The organism is Streptomyces sp. NPDC055013 (assembly GCF_053608645.1).
In genome coordinates this window covers 192,197-212,083 of record NZ_JBSGVW010000008.1, presented here as the reverse complement: position 1 = coordinate 212,083, position 19,887 = coordinate 192,197, and the positions used below count along the sequence as shown (strand labels likewise).

General features: G+C 71.8%; 18 protein-coding genes. 8 read left to right on the top strand and 10 right to left on the bottom strand.

The features are described 5' to 3' along the window. Positions 1-66 precede the first annotated feature (66 nt). On the bottom strand, positions 67-846 hold the full coding sequence (locus ACWGDB_RS13460) for an SDR family oxidoreductase (RefSeq protein ID WP_453822546.1): 780 nt from the start codon (positions 844-846) through the stop codon (positions 67-69). A 134-nt stretch (positions 847-980) separates the two neighbouring features. Here ACWGDB_RS13460 and ACWGDB_RS13455 point away from each other — a divergent pair, with 134 nt between their 5' ends. Then, positions 981-2,621, top strand: a complete 1,641-nt coding sequence (locus ACWGDB_RS13455) for an alkaline phosphatase D family protein (RefSeq protein WP_453822545.1) — start codon at positions 981-983, stop codon at positions 2,619-2,621. Here ACWGDB_RS13455 and ACWGDB_RS13450 read toward each other — a convergent pair. Next, a complete protein-coding gene (locus ACWGDB_RS13450) occupies positions 2,608-3,642 on the bottom strand; it encodes a Gfo/Idh/MocA family protein (RefSeq protein WP_453822544.1) in 1,035 nt (344 codons plus the stop codon). The two genes, ACWGDB_RS13455 and ACWGDB_RS13450, sit on opposite strands and share 14 nt — an antisense overlap. Positions 3,643-3,730: 88 nt before the next feature. Between ACWGDB_RS13450 and ACWGDB_RS13445 the strand changes: the two genes are divergently transcribed. From ACWGDB_RS13445 to ACWGDB_RS13435, 3 genes are all read left to right on the top strand, one after another. After that, a complete protein-coding gene (locus tag ACWGDB_RS13445) occupies positions 3,731-5,047 on the top strand; it encodes a multidrug effflux MFS transporter (RefSeq protein WP_453822543.1) in 1,317 nt (438 codons plus the stop codon). Then, the gene (locus tag ACWGDB_RS13440; protein ID WP_453822542.1) at positions 4,999-6,171 is read left to right on the top strand and encodes a serine hydrolase domain-containing protein; all 1,173 of its coding nucleotides are present in this window, start codon (positions 4,999-5,001) and stop codon (positions 6,169-6,171) included. Before ACWGDB_RS13445 ends, ACWGDB_RS13440 begins: the two co-directional genes overlap by 49 nt. Before the next feature lie 213 nt (positions 6,172-6,384). Further along, positions 6,385-7,386 carry a small ribosomal subunit Rsm22 family protein gene (locus tag ACWGDB_RS13435; RefSeq protein WP_453822541.1) on the top strand — a complete coding sequence of 334 codons (1,002 nt, stop codon included), beginning with the start codon at positions 6,385-6,387 and terminating at the stop codon, positions 7,384-7,386. A gap of 18 nt (positions 7,387-7,404) precedes the next feature. Here the strand turns inward: ACWGDB_RS13435 and ACWGDB_RS13430 are convergent, their stop codons facing one another. Beyond that, positions 7,405-7,617 (bottom strand): DUF6243 family protein, encoded by a 213-nt coding sequence (locus ACWGDB_RS13430; RefSeq protein WP_453822540.1) that lies wholly within the window; start codon positions 7,615-7,617, stop codon positions 7,405-7,407. 131 nt (positions 7,618-7,748) lie between these two features. Here ACWGDB_RS13430 and ACWGDB_RS13425 point away from each other — a divergent pair, with 131 nt between their 5' ends. Together ACWGDB_RS13425 and ACWGDB_RS13420 are read left to right on the top strand one after the other, a co-directional pair. Next, the gene (locus tag ACWGDB_RS13425) at positions 7,749-8,384 is read left to right on the top strand and encodes a TetR/AcrR family transcriptional regulator (protein ID WP_383596098.1); all 636 of its coding nucleotides are present in this window, start codon (positions 7,749-7,751) and stop codon (positions 8,382-8,384) included. A 156-nt stretch (positions 8,385-8,540) separates the two neighbouring features. After that, a complete protein-coding gene (locus tag ACWGDB_RS13420) occupies positions 8,541-9,269 on the top strand; it encodes a bifunctional DNA primase/polymerase (protein ID WP_453822539.1) in 729 nt (242 codons plus the stop codon). A 14-nt stretch (positions 9,270-9,283) separates the two neighbouring features. Here ACWGDB_RS13420 and ACWGDB_RS13415 read toward each other — a convergent pair whose 3' ends face one another. From ACWGDB_RS13415 to ACWGDB_RS13385, 7 genes are all read right to left on the bottom strand, one after another. Further along, positions 9,284-10,276 (bottom strand): hypothetical protein, encoded by a 993-nt coding sequence (locus ACWGDB_RS13415; RefSeq protein ID WP_453822538.1) that lies wholly within the window; start codon positions 10,274-10,276, stop codon positions 9,284-9,286. Further along, on the bottom strand, positions 10,236-11,108 hold the full coding sequence (efeU, locus tag ACWGDB_RS13410) for an iron uptake transporter permease EfeU (RefSeq protein WP_453822537.1): 873 nt from the start codon (positions 11,106-11,108) through the stop codon (positions 10,236-10,238). The genes ACWGDB_RS13415 and efeU overlap by 41 nt, the downstream gene beginning before the upstream one ends. Positions 11,109-11,111: 3 nt before the next feature. Further along, on the bottom strand, positions 11,112-12,371 hold the full coding sequence (gene efeB, locus ACWGDB_RS13405; RefSeq protein WP_453822536.1) for an iron uptake transporter deferrochelatase/peroxidase subunit: 1,260 nt from the start codon (positions 12,369-12,371) through the stop codon (positions 11,112-11,114). A gap of 10 nt (positions 12,372-12,381) precedes the next feature. Continuing rightward, positions 12,382-13,527, bottom strand: a complete 1,146-nt coding sequence (gene efeO, locus ACWGDB_RS13400) for an iron uptake system protein EfeO (RefSeq protein WP_453822535.1) — start codon at positions 13,525-13,527, stop codon at positions 12,382-12,384. A 149-nt stretch (positions 13,528-13,676) separates the two neighbouring features. Further along, entirely contained in the window at positions 13,677-14,492 is an 816-nt protein-coding gene (locus ACWGDB_RS13395; protein WP_453822534.1) for a heme ABC transporter ATP-binding protein, read from the bottom strand. 115 nt (positions 14,493-14,607) lie between these two features. After that, complete coding sequence (locus ACWGDB_RS13390; protein WP_453822533.1) at positions 14,608-15,693, bottom strand: FecCD family ABC transporter permease; 1,086 nt, start codon at positions 15,691-15,693, stop codon at positions 14,608-14,610. After that, the gene (locus ACWGDB_RS13385; protein ID WP_453822532.1) at positions 15,690-16,703 is read right to left on the bottom strand and encodes a heme/hemin ABC transporter substrate-binding protein; all 1,014 of its coding nucleotides are present in this window, start codon (positions 16,701-16,703) and stop codon (positions 15,690-15,692) included. Before ACWGDB_RS13385 ends, ACWGDB_RS13390 begins: the two co-directional genes overlap by 4 nt. 127 nt (positions 16,704-16,830) lie before the next feature. On the opposite strand from ACWGDB_RS13385, the gene ACWGDB_RS13380 reads away from it, so the two are divergent. Further along, entirely contained in the window at positions 16,831-18,255 is a 1,425-nt protein-coding gene (locus ACWGDB_RS13380) for an HtaA domain-containing protein (protein WP_453822531.1), read from the top strand. Between the two features lie 101 nt (positions 18,256-18,356). Beyond that, complete coding sequence (locus tag ACWGDB_RS13375; protein WP_453822530.1) at positions 18,357-19,877, top strand: HtaA domain-containing protein; 1,521 nt, start codon at positions 18,357-18,359, stop codon at positions 19,875-19,877. The last annotated feature ends 10 nt before the right edge of the window (positions 19,878-19,887 follow it).

Here is a 19,887-nt window from a genome sequence, read left to right as displayed (position 1 = left end):
GCGATGTGCAGGAATTCAACATTCCGATTGTGTGAGTTGTGGAGATGGCGGGGAAGGGGAGAGGCCTCAGCCGCGCCCCACGTACGGCATCGCCGTCGCCAGCACCGTCGCGAACTGCACGTTCGCCGCCAGCGGCAGCTCCGCCATGTGCCGCACGGTTCGGGCCACGTCGGCCACGTCCATCACGGGTTCGGGCGCCACCGAGCCGTCCGCCTGCAGGGCGCCCGTCTGCATGCGCGCGGTCATGTCGGTGGCCGCGTTGCCGATGTCGATCTGGCCGACGGCGATGTTGTACGGCCGCCCGTCCAGCGACAGGGACTTGGTCAGTCCGGTCAGCGCGTGCTTGGTCGCCGTGTAGGCGACGGAGAGCGGGCGGGGTGTGTGCGCCGAGATCGAGCCGTTGTTGATGATCCGGCCGCCCTGCGGGTCCTGCTCCTTCATCTGCCGGTAGGCCGCCTGCGCGCACAGGAACGCCCCGTTGAGGTTGGTGTCCACGACATGCCGCCAGGCGTCGTACGGCAGCTCCTCGACCGGCACCCCGCCCGGCCCGAACGTCCCCGCGTTGTTGAACAGCAGGTCCACCCGCCCGAACCGCTCCACCGTGGCCGCGAACAGCGCGGCCACGTCCTCCTGCCGTGACACGTCGGTCCGTACGGCCAGAGCGGCGGCTCCGGGCGCCTGCCCCGCCGTCTCCTCCAGGGTCTCGACGCGCCGCCCCGCCAGCGCCACCGACCAGCCCGCGCGCAGCAGCTCCACCGCGACGGCGCGGCCGATGCCGGAGCCCGCGCCGGTCACCACGGCGATCTTCGGGTCCGTGATCCTCGTGTCCGTTTGCCTGTCATTCATGGGGCCGCAGCGTAGGGGAGGGTCCGCCATTCGGAACTCATCTGTCTGCCATCCGGGTGTTGTGTACGCGCCAAGTGAGTGTCGTCCCCGGCCACTCCAATGCCTCATGCATCCATCAGGCAGGGGAGGACCGGATGACACTCACACCACACGCGCCCCAGCACACCCCCGAACTGCGCGCCGCCGCCCGGCACATCGGACGCCGCCGCTTCCTGACCCTCACCGGCGCGGCAGCCGCGCTCGCCTTCGCCGTGAACCTGCCCGCCACGGGCACGGCGAGCGCCGCCGAGCTCGACGCCCGCCGGATCGACACCGACCCCTTCACCCTCGGCGTGGCCTCAGGCGACCCGCTGCCCGGCTCCGTCGTGCTGTGGACCCGCCTCGCCCCCGTGCCGTACCAGCCCGACGGCGGACTGCCCGCCGAACGGGTCACCGTCGACTGGGAGCTGGCGAACGACGAGCAGTTCAGCAGCATCGCCAGGAGCGGCACCGCCACCGCGCACCCCGAGTTCCACCACACGGTCCACGTCGAGGTCGACGGCCTCGACCCGGACCGCGTCTTCTACTACCGCTTCCGCACCGGCACCTGGATCAGCGAGACGGGCCGCACCCGCACCGCGCCGCTCGCGGACGCCGCGGCGAGCTCGCTGACCCTCGCGGCGGTCTCCTGCCAGGCGTACACAGACGGCTACTACACGCCGTACCGCCACCTCGCCCAGGACGACGTCGACATCGTCTTCCACCTCGGCGACTACCTGTACGAGTACGCGGTCAACTCGGTCGGCGGCTACCGCAACTACACCGACCGCACGCTCCCCGCGCTCTTCAACCGCGAGACGATGACCCTGGAGGACTACCGCTTGCGCTACGCCCTCTACAAGTCCGACCCCGACCTCAGGGCCGCGCACGCCGCGCACCCGTTCGTCGTCACCTGGGACGACCACGAGACCGAGAACAACTACGCCGACGACATCCCGGAGAACAGCGTCCCGCCGGAGGAGTTCCTGCTGCGCCGGGCCTCCGCCTACCGGGCCTACTGGGAGAACCAGCCGCTGCGCCTCCCGCAGCGGCCCGTCGGCCCCGACATGCAGCTCTACCGGCGCCTGCGATGGGGCCGGCTCGCCCAGTTCGACGTGCTGGACACCCGGCAGTACCGCTCCAACCAGGCGTACGGCGACGGCTCGCAGATCCCCGGCCCGGACGTCGACGACCCGGCGCGCACGATGACCGGGGCGACGCAGGAGCGGTGGCTGCTCGACGGCTGGCGCGACTCGACGGCACTGTGGAACGTCGTACCGCAGCAGGTCACCTTCGCCCAGCGCAAGTTCGACCTCGTCACGCCCTCACGGGTGTCGATGGACGCCTGGGACGGCTACCGCGCCTCCCGCCGCCGTGTGCTGGACGGCGCCAAGGCCGCCGGCGTCGAGAACCTGATGGTGCTCACAGGTGACGTCCATGTCGGGTACGGCTTCGACATCAAGGACGACTTCGACGACCCCGACTCCGCCACGCTAGGCACGGAGATCGTCGCCACGTCGATCGCCAGCGGCCGGGACGGCATCGACAAGCCCGCCAACTGGGACACGTACATGCAGGCCAACCCGCACATGAAGTTCTACAACGGACGGCGCGGCTATGTGACCGTCGCCCTGGGGCAGCAGCTGGCGCGGACCGACTTCAAGACGGTGCCGTACGTGACCACGCCCGGGGCGCCGGTCACGACGGCCGCGTCCTTCGTGACGGAGGTCGGGGAGCCGGGGCTCACACCGGCGTGAGTTCGGGCGCGCGGTCCTCTTCGGGGGCCTCGCCCGGGTAGCGGACGCCGACGCGGTCCCGGATCGCGTCGAGCGTCCGCATCACGGCCAGCGTGCCGTCCAGCGGGACCAGCGGTGACTCGCTCTCGCCGGCGCGCAGGGCCCGCATCACCTCGGCGGCCTCGTGCCGAAGGCTGTTGCGGGGCCCGTCCGCCGGGTCGGCCGTGAACTCCTCGGGGTCACGGCCGTCGCGGTGCAGGACGAAACGGTCCGGGAAGAAGAAGCCGTGCGGGATGTCGATACGGCCGCCCGAGCCGGTGACCGACGCGGCGGTGGCCGTACCGCCGACGATGGAGCAGTGCAGCGAGGCGAGGGCACCGCTGTCCCAGGAGAGCAGGGCGCCGGTCTGGAGGTCGACGCCCTCGGCGGACAGCATCGAGCGCGCCGTGACGTCCGACGGCTCCCCGAGCAGCAACTGCGCGAAGGAGACCGGGTACACGCCGAGGTCCAGCAACGCGCCGCCGCCCTGTGCCGGGTCGCGCAGCCGGTGCGCGGGCGGGAAGGGGCCGGCCAGCCCGAAGTCGGCCTGCACATGGCGCACTTCGCCGATCGCGCCGTCGTCCACGAGGGCCTTGAGCCGCCGGACGAGCGGGTTGCAGTACATCCACATGGCTTCCATCAGGAAGCTGCCGCGCGCCTTCGCCAGCGAGACCAGTTCCTCGGCCTCCCGCGCGTTCAGCGTGAACGCCTTCTCACACAGCACGTTGCGCCCGGCCGCCAGGCACAGCCCGGCGGCGACGCGGTGCGCCGAGTGCGGGGTGGCGACGTACACGACATCGATGTCGCCGTCCTCGGCGAGCGCGTTCCAGTCGCCGTACGCCCGCGGGATCCCGAAGCGCTCGGCGAACGCGTCGGCGGAGTCCTGGCTCCGCGAGGCCACGGCCACCACCTCGGCATCCGGCAGGTCCACGAGATCCGCGGTGAACGCGGCCGCGATCCCGCCGGTCGCCAGGATCCCCCACCGCACGCTTCGTTCCGTCACTGCGGTCCCACCCCTCGCTCATGTGACCCTCGGCACTCTGTTCGAGCTGAGAGCATAGAGGGCGGATCACTCGGAGAGGGAGGGGCGCATGGGCGACCGTGGGGGGCCGATACAGCCGGCGGAGCCGAGACCGGAGGTGTCGCAGCCGGCCGTACCGATGACGGACGGGCCGCCCGCCCGGTCACTGCGGGCCACCGGATGGCTCGTCACCCTCATCCTCGGCGGCCTGACGGCGACACCCCCGCTGGCGATGGACATGTACCTCCCGGCGCTCCCCGAGGTCACCGGGTCCCTGCACGCCCCCGCCGCGACCGTGCAGCTCACCCTCACCGCCTGTCTGGCCGGCATGGCGCTCGGGCAGCTGGTGGTCGGCCCGATGAGTGACCGGTGGGGCCGCAGGCGCCCGCTGCTGGCGGGCCTCGCCGTGTACGTCGTCGCCACCGCGCTCTGCGCGCTCGCGCCCAACATCGGGTTGCTGGTCGCCTTCCGGCTGGCGCAGGGCCTCGCGGGGGCGGCGGCGATCGTGATCGCGCGGGCGGTCGTACGGGACCTGTACGACGGCGTGGCCATGGCCCGCTTCTTCTCCACCCTCATGCTGATCTCCGGGGTCGCCCCGATCGTGGCGCCGCTCATCGGCGGCCAGGTCCTGCGGGTGACGGACTGGCGGGGCGTGTTCGTCGTGCTGACGGTGGTCGGGGTACTGCTCGCCGCCCTCGTCTGGCGCAGGCTCCCCGAGACCCTGGCGCCGCCGGACCGGCACAGCGGTGGGGTCGGTGAGGCCCTGCGGGCCATGCGCGGGCTGCTCGCGGACAGGGCCTTCGCCGGGTACATGCTGGCCGGCGGGTTCGCCTTCGCCGCGCTGTTCGCCTACATATCGGCATCGCCGTTCGTGATCCAGGAGATCTACGGTGCCTCGCCGCAGACCTTCAGCCTGCTGTTCGGCCTCAACTCGGTCGGGCTGGTGATCGTCGGCCAGATCAACGGCAAGGTGCTGGTGGGGCGGGTCAGTCTGGACCGGGTGCTGGGCGCGGGGCTGGCCGTGGTGATCGTGGCCGCGACCGCGCTGCTGCTGATGTCGCTGGGCGTCTTCGGCGAGGTCGGGCTGGTGCCGGTGGCGGCGGCCCTCTTCGTCCTGATGTCCGCGATGGGCGTCACCCTGCCCAACACCCAGGCCCTCGCCCTCCTGCGCACCAAGCACGCCGCCGGGTCCGCCTCCGCGCTGCTCGGCACGTCCTCGTTCCTCATCGGCGCCATCGCCTCGCCCCTCGTGGGCATCGCCGGAGAGGACACCGCCGTCCCGATGGCCGTCGTCCAACTGGCCGCAGCACTGGTGGCGCTGGCCTGCTTCATGGGAATGTGCCGTCCCTGGAACAGTCGTGCGGGTGCGGAGGGAGCAGAGAGCTGAACGCGCCGAGACTGCGCGGGGACACGCCGGAAAGGGCCGGACTCGACCCCGAGGAGATCCGTCAGCTCGTCCGCGAGGTCCACGACCTCACGACCGGCCCTCGCCCCTGGGCGGCCGGGGCGGTGCTGATCGTCGGGCGGGGGCCCTACCTCGCCGTCGAGGAGGCCGTGGGCTGGGCTGTGCGGTACGCCTCCTACGACGAGGAGAAAGACGCCGGGGTGGAACTGCCGCCCGAGAGGCAGGTCCCGATGACCACCTCGACCCCCTTCGACCTCGCCTCCCTCACCAAGCTGTTCACCTCGGTGGCCGCGGTGCAGCAGATCGAGCGCGGCACCCTGGGCATCGACGCGCGGGTCGGGGCGTATCTGCCGGACTTCCACGCGGCGGCCCGGCACGACGTCACGGTGCGTCAGTTGCTGACCCACACCTCGGGCTTGCGGCCCGAACTGCCGCTGTACGACTGCCGGGACGACGCGGAGCGGCTGGATCGGTTGCGTGCGGAGCCGCCGGTGGGGGTGCCGGGGACGTACTGCTACTCGGACCTCAACCTGCTGTTGCTGCAGCACGTGCTCGAACGCATCACCGGCCGCACGCTCGACGTCCTGATCCACGACGGCATCACCCGGCCCCTGGGCATGACGTCGACCCATTTCGGACCCTGCCCCGGAGCGGCGGCGACCGAGGACCAGCGGCGGCCGTGGGCCAAGGCGGACCGGGGGATGCTGCGGGGGGTCGTCCACGACGAGAACGCCTGGGTGCTGGGCGGGGTGGCGGGCCACGCCGGCCTCTTCGCCACGGGGCGTGACCTCGCGGTCTTCTGCCGGGCCCTGCTCTCCGGCGGCGCGTACGGGCCCGCCCGGATCCTCGGTCCGGACTTCGTGGAACTCCTGCTGTCCGAGCCCGGGCTGGGGTTCGCGGTGGATCAGCCGTGGTTCATGGGGGAGTTGGCGGGAAGGGGGGCCGCCGGGCATACGGGGTTCACGGGGACGTCGTTGGTGGTGGATCCGGTGACGGACACGTTTGTGGTGCTGCTGGCGAATACGGTGCATCCGCGGAGGCGGGCGCCGGACAGTAGGCCGCGGGCCAGTGCGGGGACGCGGGTGGCGCGGGCGGTGCGGGGGTAGAGCGCTGTTCCAGCGCCGGCCCAGTCGATTCAGCCCGTCCGGCGTTTGAGGACGAGGCCCGTTCAGGGCCGAAGCGGGGGTCTGGGGGCGGCAGCCCCCAGGGACGATGGGGTCCCCCCGCTCGAGCGAAGCCGAGAGTGGGGGAGGGTAGGGGCGGCGGGGGCGAGAAACCCCGGGCCGCGCCCACACCGCCCGCCCTCGTAGAATCGCCGGGTGAACGACCCCGCATCCCCGGCGGACGCCCTGCGCAGCAGCCTCGCCACCCTCCTCGACGGCCTCCCGCCCCGCCAGGCCGCGCAGGCCGTGGAGCGGCTGATCGCCAGCTACCGGGGCGCCACCCCCACCGACGCCCCCATCCTGCGCGACCGCGCCGACGTGGCGGCCTACGCCGCGTACCGGATGCCCGCGACCTTCGAGGCGGTCCACTCGGCGCTGGAGGCGTTCGCACAGGCCGTACCGGACTGGACCCCCGGCAGCCACACCGACGTCGGCGGCGGCACCGGCGCCGCGACCTGGGCCGTCACCGCGACCTGGCCGGGCGAGCGCCGCGTCACCGTGCTGGACTGGGCCGAGCCCGCCCTGCAGACCGGCAGGGAGATCGCCGCCGCCAACCCGGCGCTGCGACAAGCCCGTTGGCAGCGCGCCCGCATCGGCTCGGCCCTCACCCTGGACCCCACCGACCTCGTCACCGTCTCCTACGTCCTCAACGAGCTCACGGCCCCCGACCGCACCACCCTCCTCGACACCGTGGCGTCCGCCGCCCAGGCCGTCGTGATCGTCGAACCCGGCACCCCCGACGGCTACGCCCGCGTCATCGAGGCCCGCGACCGCCTGATCGGCGCCGGATTCCACATCGCCGCCCCCTGCCCGCACAGCGCCGACTGCCCGATCGTCCCCGGCACGGACTGGTGCCACTTCTCGGCACGGGTCAGCCGCTCCTCCCTGCACCGCCAGATCAAGGGCGGCTCCCTCGCCTACGAGGACGAGAAGTTCAGCTATGTCGCCGCCACCCGCCTCCCGGTCGCCCCGGCCCCCGCCCGCATCGTCCGCAAGCCGCAGATCCGCAAGGGCCAGGTCCTCCTCGACCTCTGCGAGACCGAACCGGCCCTGCGCCGCACCACGGTCACCAAGCGCCACGGCGACCTCTACAAGGCCGCCCGCGACGCGGACTGGGGCGACGCGTGGCCGCCGGCGTTCGACCAGGACGTCCACTAGTCCAGGAGGTGTGCTCGGCTAGGACGCCTGCTGGCCCTCCCGGGACGCCTCCGTCCCTTCCTCCTGCTCGGCGTTCTTCTCCTGGAACTTGCGCAGCAACTCCTTCTTGTGGGCCTGCGGGTCGACCCCGCCGCCGATCCGGCCGTTCCGGCCGCCGCCGCGCAGCGCGTTGCGGTCGAGGTTTCGACGTGTGCCGCCGACTCCCAGCATGTTTCCGCCACCTCGGGTCATGGTGCGGCTCCTCTCGGCATTCGTTCTCGCCACCCAGTGGGCGACAAAGCGACGAGACGTATCGTCTCGATTGAGTACCCTCTCAGGGTCCAGCGAGACGCTCCGTCTTGTCAACCTGATAAATTCGAGCCATGGCAGCTCAAAAGTCCGCTCAGCCCGCACCCAACAGCACCCGCCGGAGCGAGAAGTCCCGTCGGGCCATCTACGACGCCGCCCTCGCCCTCGTCGGGGAGGTCGGCTACCCCAGGACCACGATCGAGGGCATCGCCGCCCGCGCCGGCGTCGGCAAGCAGACGATCTACCGGTGGTGGTCGTCGAAGGCGGACGTCCTGCTGGAGGCCTTCCTCGATCTGAGTGAACAGGCGTCGCGGGACGCGGGCCCGGAGTACGAGTTCGCCATCCCGGACACCGGCGACCTCGCCGCCGACCTCAAGGCCGTGCTGCGCCTCACCGTCGACCAGCTCAAGGACCCCGGCTTCGAGATCCCGTCCCGAGCCCTGGCCGCCGAGGGCGTGGTCAACGAGGAGCTCGGCCGGGTCTTCGTCGCCAAGCTCCTCGCGCCCTCGCTCCAGTTGTACGTCGACCGGGTGCGCGCCGCCCAGGAGGCCGGCCAGGTCCGCCAGGACGTCGATCCGCGCATCGCCCTCGAACTCTGGGTCTCCCCCCTCGCCCAGCGCTGGCTCCAGTACACGGGCCCGATCACGTACGAGTACACGGACACCTTGGTCGACTACGCCCTCCACGGCATCGCCCCGCGCACGCGGTAAGGGCGTAATTGCCGCCGAAGCAGCGCATTGCTGATGATCCAGGTGCTGTGTACGCCTCGCCCCACCTGGCCCGGTTGTCCGCTACGGCCCCCCGAAGCGCATGATGGTGGGACCATAGGGCATGCTGTTCCGCACGACAGCGAGGCGAGGGGATAGATGAGCGCGGAGTTGGGCCGGACCGGCCTGCAGGGCAAAATCTCCCAGTGGCTGCGCGGACGCCGCCCCAAGGAGGCCGCCGGCGACGGTGGCCGGGAGGCCCTGCTGCTCGCCGCCGCGGCGGTGGGACTGCCGCTCGCGCCCGCCGCGCACCCGGCCGGCTACCGATGTTCCTGTGATCGCGTCGGCTGTCCCACGCCCGCCAGGCACCCGGTGTCCTTCGCGTGGCAGACGCAGTCCACCACCGACCGCGCCCAGATCGAGCGCTGGGCCCGCCACCAGCCGCAGGCCAACTTCATCACCGCCACCGGCATGGTGCACGACGTCCTGGACGTCCCGGTCGAGGCCGGGCTCGAGGCGCTGGAGCGACTGCTCGGCGCGGGCATCGAGGTGGGCCCGGTCGCCGAGAGCGACGACGGCCGCCTGCTGTTCTTCACCCTCACCCGCGGCACCCCCGAGGACGAGGACGAGTGGTGGCCCTGCGAGCTGGACTGCCACCCCGAGACCATGGACGAGCACCCGGGACTGCGCTGGCACTGCCGCGGCTCGTACGTCCTCGTACCGCCCGCGCAGCTGCCCGGTGACCAGACCGTCCACTGGGTACGCGGCCTCGAGCACCCGCTGCCCGACCCGCTCAGCCTCCTGGAGATCCTCACCGACGCCTGCGCCCGCTACGTCGGCGAGGAGCCCGACCACGTCTCCGCGGCCTGGCCCCTGCGCCGCCACTGACTCCCGGCGGAGCGCTACTCGCCCTTCGCCGACGTCATTCCCTGGATCCGGCCGAGGACCTGCACCTTTCCGGAGCCCTTCGGGTCCAGCGCCACCTCGGTGGAGACGAACTCCATCGTCAGCGACTGCTTGATCTCGCCGTTGGTCAGCGCCAGCACGCCCTTGCTCGGGGTGGGGACGGCCGAGCCCGTGTGGGCGGTCTCCTTCTCGTAGTGGCGCGTGGTGAAGAACACCAGCGCCCCGCCGTCCTTCGTGCGCAGCGCCAGCGGCTGGTAGTCGCCGCTCGTCAGCGGCTCGTCGATGTACTGCCTGACCAGGCCCGGCCGCTCGGCCTTCTGCGACCGCTCGGTACGCCAGGTACTGGTGTGACGGCCGTTGGCGAAGGTGTCCCCGCCGTCCTTGAGGTAGGTCACGTAGTCCTTGCTCAAGTCCCCGGGCGGCACGGCCAGTTCGGTCGAGTTCGCGGGCACGGCCTCGGCCCAGCCGTCCTTGTCCGTCTTGAACTGCGGTACGTCATCGGGGGCCAGCAGCGTCAGATACGCCGCCTCCCACGGATCGGTCAGGCTGTCCCGGCTGAACACGAACACCCAACGGGCGCTGCCGCCCTTGTTGGCGGCCGTGTCGGCCACGAACCAGCGTGGCCAGCCCGCCTTCTTCGGGATCGTGAACTTGGTGTCCGACAGCTCCAGCGGCGTGTGCGCCGCGTTGCCCTCGGGACTCACCGCCTTGCCCGCCTTCAGCCGCGCCTGGTCGATGGCGCCGAAGGCGCCGGTGACATGGTCGGCGTCCAGGGAGCTGTCGTAGGCCTCGTCGGCCTTGTTGTACGCGGCTGTGAACTGCTGGAGGGCCTTGGCGGCCTCCGCCTTGGTGGCCGAGGGGAGCACTTCCTTCTCCCCGTGGACCACCACGCATCCGCTTGCCGTCAACGACAAAGCGGTCAGCGATGCCGCTATCAGTGCGCTCCGGTCAAGCCTGCGGAGCCTTCGAGGGCCGCGATCCCTGCTCATCAGGTGCCTTCACCTTCCCCTTCCCGGAGGCGAACCCTACCGGGGCGAGGAACAGCGCGAGCGTCGGGATCAGGTACAGCAGCCACACCGTGACCTGGAGGACGGTCGGGTCGGGCTGGAAGTTGAAGACGCCCTTCAGCAGGGTTCCGTACCAGCTGGACGGATCGACGGTGTCGCTGACGTCGAACGCCTTGTCACTCAGGCCGGGCACCCAGCGCGCCTCCTGCAGGTCGTGGACCCCGTACGCCAGCACGCCCGCCGCCACGACGACCAGCATGCCGCCGGTCCACGTGAAGAACTTGGCGAGGTTGATGCGCACGGCGCCGCGGTAGAAGAGCCAGCCCAGGACGACCGCCGTGGCGATGCCGAGGGCGACGCCGATCAGCGGGCGCGGGGTGCCGTCGCCGGCCGCACGCACCGACGCCCATACGAACAGGGCGGTTTCCAGGCCCTCCCGGCCCACGGCCAGGAACGCGGTCGCCACCAGCGCGCCCGTGCCCATCCGCAGGGCGGCGTCCAGTTTGCCGTGCAGCTCGGCCCTGAGATGCCGGGCGGTGCGCCGCATCCAGAAGACCATCCACGTCACCAGGCCCACCGCGACGATCGACAGGGAGCCGCCGAGCGCCTCCTGTGCCTCGAATGTCAGCTCCTGGGAGCCGAATTCGAGTGCGCAGCCGAAGCCGAGCGCGAGGGCGACGGCGACACCGATGCCGATCCAGATGGGCTTCAGCGCGTCCCGGCGGTCGGTCTTGACCAGGTACGCGATGAGGATGCAGACGACGAGGCTCGCTTCCAGCCCCTCGCGCAGGCCGATCAGGTAGTTGGAGAACACGGGCTACGCCTCCTTGGCGAACAGCGTGCTGCCCCACCAGTCGTCCTTGTCGCGGACGCCGGGCGGGACCGCGAAGAGCGCCGAACCCACGTGCTGGATGTACTCGTTGAGCGAGTCGGGGGCCAGATTGCGCTGGATCCGGATGAACCCGGTGCGCGGGTCGCGCTGGTAGGCGAGGAAGAACAGCCCCGCGTCGAGGCGGCCGAGGCCGTCGGTGCCGTCCGTGAAGGAGTAGCCGCGGCGCAGGACCGTCGCCCCGTCGTTGGAGTCGGGGTGCGCGAGCCGGACGTGCGCGTCGGGCAGCATCGCCTTCAGGAACGGCTCGTCGCGCTCCTTCGCCTTGCCGACCGGGGCGCCCTCGCCCTTGTCCCGGCCGAAGATGTCCTCCTGCTCCCGCAGAGACGTGCGGTCCCAGGTCTCGATGTGTATACGGATACGGCGGGCCACGAGGTAGGAGCCGCCGCGCAGCCACGCGGGCCCCTCGGCGGGGTCCACCCACACGAACTTCTTCAGGCGGTCCGTCTCCGTCCCCGCGATGTTGCGGGTGCCGTCCTTGAAGCCCATGAGGTTGCGCGGGGTCTGCTCCTCGGGGGTCGTGGACGAGGTCTTCCCGAAGCCCAGCTGGGACCAGCGGATGACGACCTTGCCGAAGCCGATGCGGGCCAGGTTGCGAATGGCGTGCACGGCGACCTGCGGGTCGTCCGCGCAGGCCTGGACGCACAGGTCGCCGCCGCTGCGGTTCCCGTCCAGATTGTCGCCGGCGAACTTCGGCAGCTCGACGAGGGGTTCGGGGCGGGCGTCCGCGATGCCGAAGCTCTCGCCGTACTTCTCGAAGAGCGACGGTCCGAAGCCGATCGTCAGCGTCAGCCGCGACGGCTTCAGCCCCAGCGCCTCACCGGTGTCGTCCGGCGGCGCCTCGGCCAGACCGCCGAACCCGCCCTCGCCGACCGCCAGCCCGGCGGTCATCCGGCGCGCGGCGGCCGTCCAGTCCTTCAGCATCCGCACGAACTCGGCCCGGTCGTCGGTCTTCACGTCGAACGCGGCGAAGTGCAGCCGGTCCTGCACCGGCGTGGCGATACCGGCCTGGTGGTCACCGTGGAAGGCGATGGCACCGCCCGCCGCCGCGCCGGCCGGCTCCACGTCGCTGCCGGTGCGCGTCATGGCCACGGCACCGCCGGCCGCGACGGCACCGAGCGCGAGCCCGGCACCGCCCCAGCCGATCAGCGCACGCCGTGAGGGAACGCCCTCGGTCGATTCCGACATGACTGTGCCCCTACTTCACGACGACGGCGGCGGCGAGCTTGGACAGCGGCTCCGCGAGGGCGTTGACGCCGTCCGACAGCTCCTTGCGGGCGTCCTTGCCGACCTTGTCGTACGAGGTGAAGTCGTACGACGACTTGTCCGCCCGGTACTTGTCGAGCAGCGTGTCCAGCGCCGCGAACTGCTTGTCGAGCTCGGTGACCAGCGCCGGGTCGTTCTCCTGCGCGACCGGCTTCAGCAGCTCGTACGCCTTCTCGGCGCCCTCGACGTTGGCCTTGAAGTCGACCAGGTCGGTGTGCGAGTAGCGCTCCTCCTCGCCGGTGACCTTGCCGGTGGCGACCTCGTCGAGGAGTTCCTTGGCACCGTTGGCCATGGAGGTCGGGGTGATCTCGGCCTTGCCGACCCGCTTCTGCCAGTCCTTCAGGTCGGTGATCAGCCGGTCGGCGAGGGTGGTGTCCTCGGCGGTGAGCTTCTTGTCCTGCCAGAGGGACTTCTCCAGGCGGTGCCAGCCGGTCCACTTCTGGCCGTCCTCCAGGCCGTCCTCGCGGACGTCGACCTTCGGGTCGATGTCACCGAAGGACTCCGCGACCGGCTCGGTGCGCTCCCAGCCGATGCGGGAGGGGGCGTAGGCCTTCTTCGCGGCCTCGATGTCGCCGTCCTTGACCGCCTCGGCGAACGCCTGCGCCTTCGGCAGCGTCTCGTCGGCCTGCGCCTGCGCGTACTCGCGGTAGGCGGCTACGGCCTTGTCCAGCCGGGGGTCGCGCTCGGCGGCCGCGCCCTTGCCGGTGGCCTTGACGGTCTGCCGGATGCCGTCGCCCTTCATGCCGGGCTTGCAGGCGATGGTGTAGTCGCCCGCCTTCACCTCCGCGGTCACCGTCTGCTTGGTGCCGGGGCCTATGTTCTCGCGCTCGGTGACGATGCGGTCGTCCGGGAAGAGGATGTAGACCTCGGTGACCTTGGAACCCTTGTTCTCGATGGCGAGTTCGACGTGCCCGGCCGGGAACTCCTTCTTCGAAACCTCGCACTTGTCGTCCGTCGCGGTCACGCTGACGATTCGCTCGTCGCCCGCCGAACTGCCTTTCTCGGTGCATCCCGTGACGGCGGCCAGGGCCGCCACGGTGGCGGCGGCGGTGACGACGGAGAGTCTGGCGGGTCGCATGGGGGCTCCAGGGAGGGTGGCCGAAAAGAGTGCATGACGGGCCTCACGCAGACAGGAAGGTGAGGCTCACCTAACGCACCTAAGGATGGCCGAATTGGCCAAAAACGCTCCCATAGGGAAGTCAAAGGAACGTCAAAGGTTGCGCGGTTTCAGCGGCGTGGGGTCACCAGGACCTCTCCCGTCCGCGGATGCGGAAGCACCTCCACCGGCTGGTCATAGACCTCCGACAGCAGCCGCTCGGAGAACACCTCGGCAGGCCGCCCGTCCGCCTCGACCCGCCCGGCGCGCAGGATCGCCACCCGGTGCGCGTAGGCGGCCGCGAGCCCCAGATCGTGGAGGACGACCACCACCGCGTCCCCGGCCCGCGCCCGCGCCCGGCACAACCGCAGTACCAGCTCCTGGTGTTTGAGGTCCAGCGCCGCCGTCGGCTCGTCGAGCAGCAGTAGCGGCGCACGCTGCGCGAGCACCCGCGCGAGTGCGACCCGGGCCCGCTCGCCACCACTGAGCGCGGAGAACGGCCGTACGGCGAACTCCGTCACCTCGGTGGCGGCCATGGCCTCGGCGACGGCCGCGTCGTCGTCCTCCAGCCCGAGGGAGGCCCAGGGCGCACGGCCCATCCGGACGACCTCCTCGACGGTGAAGGGGAAGGACAGGGTCGCCGACTGGGGGAGCACGGCGCGGCGCAGGGCGAGTTCGGGCGCGGACCAGTCGCCCGCCGGGCGGCCGTGGATCCGTACGACCCCCTCGACGGCCGGGAGATCGGCGGCCAGCGCGCTCAACAGGGTGGACTTTCCTGCGCCGTTGGGGCCGACGAGGGCGAGGACCTCGCCGGCGCGGACGGTCACGGAGACGCTGTGCAGCACCTCGCGGGAGCCGAGGCGCACATGGAGGTTCTCAGTCTCGGCGATGGTGTCGCCGGGTTCGGCGGGCGCAGGCGGGGTGGGGCGGTGGCGGAGGAGTCTCATGAAAGGGGTCCTTTGACGGGGGGCGAGTTGCTGTCGCGGGTGGGACCGACGTCGCTCAGGGGCGCGGGGAACTGCGCGACCAGCCCCCGTCCACCCCGCGGCCGACGTACGACCCTCAGGCCCACCCCCCTTGTCGCCGCCGAGTCCGACGCAGCAGCCAGAAGAAGAAGGGGCTGCCCAGCAGAGCCGTAAGCACCCCCAGGGGCAACTCCGCCGGCGCCGCAATCGTCCGCGCGGCGAGATCCGCCGCGAGCAACACCACCGCCCCGCCCAGCGCACTCCCCGGAATGAGAAACCGATGCCCCGGCCCCGCCGCCATCCGCAACAGGTGCGGCACGACAAGGCCGATGAACCCGATGACCCCGGACACACTCACCGCGGCCGCGGTGAGCAGCGCGACGACCAGGATCAACGCGACGCGCATCCGCTCCACGTCCACCCCGAGGTGCCGGGCGGGCCGGTCGCCGAGCGCGAGCAGGTCCAGGCGGCGTGCGTACAGCGGCGCCACCACCAGCCCGACGACCGCACAGGGCAGGACCGCCGTCACCTTGGGCCAGGTGGACTGGGCGAGGGAGCCGAGCTGCCAGAAGGTGATCTGGTTCACCGCGGCGGTGTCCGCGAGGAAGATGAACAGGCCGATGAGCGCCCCGGCGAAGGCGTTGACGGCGATGCCCATGAGGATCAGGGTCACGACCTCCGTACGGCCGGCCGAGCGGGACATCGAGTACACCAGCAGCACGGTGCCGAGCCCGGCGACGAAGGCCATCGCGGGCAGGGTCCAGTTGCCGAGGAAGGTCAGCCCGAGCGAGATGGAGGCCACCGCCCCGACCGCCGCGCCCAGGGAGACGCCGATGGTGCTCGGCTCGGCCAGCGGGTTGCCGAACACGCCCTGCATCAGCGCCCCGGCGCAGCCCAGCGAAGCCCCGATGAGCAGCGCGAGCACGATCCGGGGGAAGCGCACGTTCCACAGCACCGACTCCGCGACCCGGTCCAACTCGCCGCCGCCGAGCCCGGCTTTGTGCTGCAGGGAGCCGAGGACGTCCCCGACCGGGATCGGGTAGGCGCCGATCCCGGCGGCGACCGGGACGAGGACCAGGAGGGCGACGCCCATGCCGACGGTCAGCAGCCACGTGGTGGTGTGCCGTCCGCGGACCGGTAGGGCGGGCGCGGCCTCGGGTGCGGCCTTCTCCAGTACGGTCATGCCGCGTCTCTCTTCTTGTAGAGCTGCTCCACGACCGACCTCAGCACCTGGTCGGTGCGTGGCCCGTAGCTCAGCAGGGCGCCGTCCTCGATCGAGACGACCCGGCGGTCCATCCCCGCCGGGGTCTCGGCGACGCCCGGGATCTTCACCAGGCCGTCGACGCCGCCGACGGACTCGAGTCCCTTGGACATCACGAGAATCGCGTCCGGTGCGGCCTTCGCGAGGGCCTCGCTGGTGATGGGCGTGAAGTCCTTCGCCAGTCCCGACTCGGCTCCCGCGTCGAGCGCACCGGCCGCCTCGACGAGGGAGCCGGCACCGGAGCCCTTGCCGCCGATGAGGTAGACGGAGGCGGAGCCGCGCAGGTAGAGGAAGGCGACCCGCGGCTGCTCGCTCTGCCGGGGAACTTCCTTGCGCACGGCGGCGATCCGGTCCTGCGACCGCTCGGCCAGCTCCTTGCCCGCGGACGATACGCCGAGCGCGTCGGCGACGGCCCGGATGCGCGGGCCGACGTCGTCGAGGCCGTGGGCCGGGGCGACCACGAGGACCGTGATGCCCGCGGCGCGGATCTGCTCCATGGCCTCCTCCGGGCCCGTCGTGGTCTCGGCGAGCACCAGGTCGGGCTTGAGCGACAGCACGCTCTCCGCCGAGACGTCATGGCCCCGGGTGACGACCGGCAGCTTCGCCGCCTGTTCGAACGTCGCGGTGATGTCCCGGGCGACGACGTGGTCGCCGAGCCCGAGCGTGAAGACGATCTCGCTGAGGCTGCCGGAGAGGGGGACGAGGCGACCGGCCTTCTCGACCGTCAGCTTCTTGCCGTCGGCCGCGGTGACCGTGGCGGGGAGGCTCGGGGCTGGGGTGTTCTCCAGGGGCTCGACCCGGTTGGCGGTCTTCGTGGTGGCGGCCGACTCGTTCGCCGGGTCCGCCGCCGGTGAGCCACCGCAGGCCGTCGCCGTGGTGAGGGCGAGCACCGCCAGCAGTGCGCCCGTCAGTCGTGTGCGCAAGGGTCGCACGGTCCGTCCGTTCCTCTCGGTATGCCGTTTCAGCTCGGTCACGGCCGTTTCAGCTGGGCAAAGCTTAGGTTAGCCTTACCTTCATTCGCTACCGGTCGTCGTGTCCGTCGTCTCCGGAGGACCTCTCATGCCTGTCCGCCTACGTGTCCTGGTCGCCGTGCTCTGCGCGGTCGTCCTCGGAGCCCTGCTCCCGGTGACCGCCGCGTCCGCCGCGAGCCGCACCGTGCAGGGCGGGCGGCTCGACTGGGGCGTCAAAGCGTCCTTCCAGAGCTATGTCACCGGGCCCATCGCGAAGGGGAGTTACTCCCTGACCGGCGGCGCGGCCACCGTGGGCAGCGGCGGCTTCCGCTTCCACTCGGCCACCGGGACCTACGACGGCGACACCGGCGCCTTCACCGCGTCCTTCTCCGGCGGCGTCCACTTCGTCGGCCACAAGACCGACGGCGGCGCCTACCAGCTCGACCTCACCCTCAGCCGGCCCACCGTCCGTGTCTCCGGCTCGGGCGGCACTCTCTTCGTGGACGTCACCAGCAAGGCGAAGGGCACCGGGGCGGTCACGACGTCCTCGCAGGTGCCCTTCGCCTCCCTCTCCCTCGGCGGGATCGACATGAGGGGCGGCGGCAACACGGTCGCCCTCAACAACCTGCCCGCCACGCTCACCGCGCAGGGCGCCAAGTCCTTCGCCGGGTACTACACCGCGGGGACCGCGCTCGACCCGGTGAGCCTGTCCGCGGACGTGCGGGCGGCGGCGACGGGGAGGCCGACGTCCTCGGCCACGCCGAGCGCCACCAAGTCCCCGGAGAAGAAGGAGACTTCGAACGGCAAGCTCGTGGACGGCGCCGTCGACTGGGGTGTGCGCCGCACCTTCCGGGAGTACGTCACCGGGGACATCGCCAAGGGCGAGTGGACCCTGTCGTCCGGCGCCGAGGACGGCGGCGCGCTGTTCCGCTTCCCCGACGGGGAGGGGACGTTGAAGGACGGTGCCCTGCGGGCGTCGTTCAGGGGCGCGGTCCGCTTCACCGGGGCGCAGGGCCTCGACCTGGAACTGAGCGGCGTCCGCGTCACCGTCGAGGACGGCAAGGGCACACTCCTCGCCGATGTGGCCGGCGCCGGATTCACCGGCGACAAGGTCCGCCTGGTCACCTTCACGGCCAAGGGCCTGAAGGCGAAGGACGGCCTGGCGAAGGTCACCGAGGCCCCCGCGAAGCTCACCGCCGAGGGCGCCAAGGCCTTCGGCGGGATGTACAAGGCGGGCACCGAGATGGACCCGGTGTCGCTGGCCGTCGCCACCGCCGACGACGCCGAACTGCCCGCCCTGCCCGACCTGGGCAGCACCCCCACGGCGAGCGCGACGCCGGACAAGTCGTCGGCCTCGCCCGGCCCCTCGGCCGAACCCGTCGCGAGCACCTCCGACGACGACGTCCCCGCCCTGCCCATCGGCATGGCGGCCGGGGTCCTGCTGCTCGCGGGCGCGGCCTTCGCGTTCGTCACCGTACGCAAGCGCCGTACCCGGCCGGCCGGCGAGGCCGTCCCCCCGTCCGCCGAGGACTGAACGTCCCAAGAGGACTTCCCCCCCCATGCCCCGACCGCCGTGCCCGCGCCGCCCCCGGCCGCCGCGGCGGACTCCCACCCACCGCAAGGAGAACCCCGAGCATGTCCGCCACTTCCCGCAGACGCCGTCCCGTCACCCTCGCCGCCGCTGTCGCCACCGCGGCCACGCTGGGCGCCACCGCACTCGCCACCCTCGGCGCCGGCACCGCCTCGGCGGCCGAAGTCCCGCTCAGCGGCTACGAGTTGACGTGGGGCATCAAGCAGTCGTACCGCACCTACGTGACCGGCATGGCGGCCGGCAGCTTCACCGCGAAGGACGGCGCCTCGCAGGCCGCCGGGAACGGCGCGTTCACCTTCACGGACGGCACCGGCACCTACGACTCCACGGCCCACACCGTCGACCTCGGCTTCCAGGGCGACCTCCAGATCGTCTCCAAGCTGCACGGCTTCGACATCGCCCTGTCCGACGTGCGGTTCGACAGCGCGGCCGCCGAGATCACCGCCGACGTCACCAAGTCCGGTACGACCGCGCAGGACGTGCCGCTCGCCGACATCACCGTGACCCGGGCGATGACCGACATGGCGACCAAGCTGACGAAGGAGGCCGCGGACGTCTTCGGCAGCGCCAGCTACGAGGGCGCGGCGGGAGACCCGCTCACCGTCGTACAGAAGACGCCGCCCCAGTCGCCCACGCCGACGGCCACCGCCACGCAGTCCCCGAGCCCCACCCCGACGCCGACCGCGACGGCCACGCAGTCCCCGGGCCCGACCGCCACGGCGACCGGGTCCGCCTCGCCGTCCACGAGCGCCGACCCCTCCGAGTCCGCCTCCGAGGCCCCGGCCCAGGGCGACATAGCCGACGGCACGCTCGACTGGGGCGTCAAGCAGTCCTTCCGTTCGTACGTCGTGGGCACGGTGGCGAAGGGCGAGATCACGACGTCGGACGGAGCCTCGCAGGCCACCGGCAACGGTGCCTTCACCTTCGTCGACGCGACGGGGGAGTACGACACCGACGCCGGCACCCTCTCCGCGAACTTCGAGGGAGCCGTCAACTTCAAGGGCCACAAGGGCGAGGGCGAGAACGACGGCTACGGCCTCGACCTCACCCTGAACAACCTCCGCGCGACCCTCGACGAGGGCACCGGCGAACTCACCGCCGATGTCACCAGCCTCGGCGAGAAGACCGACGACGTGGTGCTGGCCGACCTGAAGGCGAACGAGTCCGACCTGACCGCGCAGGACGACGTCATCACGGTCGACGACGTCAAGGCCACCCTCACGGAGGCCGGCGCGAAGGCCTTCGGCGGCTTCTACACCGCCGGCACCGAACTCGACCCGGTCGACCTGGCGGTGGCCCTGACCGCCGACGCGGACCTGCCCGGCGGCGACGGCTCGACGGGGGGCTCCACGGGCGGCTCCACGGGTGGTTCCACCGGCGGCTCCTCCGGCACGGCGGGTTCGACCACCGGCGGCACGGGCTCGACGACCGGCGGTGTGACGGGCGGCCTCGCCAACACCGGCTCGGACGTGCCGGTGGCGGCGCTGGGTACGGCCGCCGCGGTGACCGCAGCCGCGGGCGCGGCCGTGGTGGTCGCGATGCGCAGGCGGCGTACCGAGGCGTAAGACTGTCCCC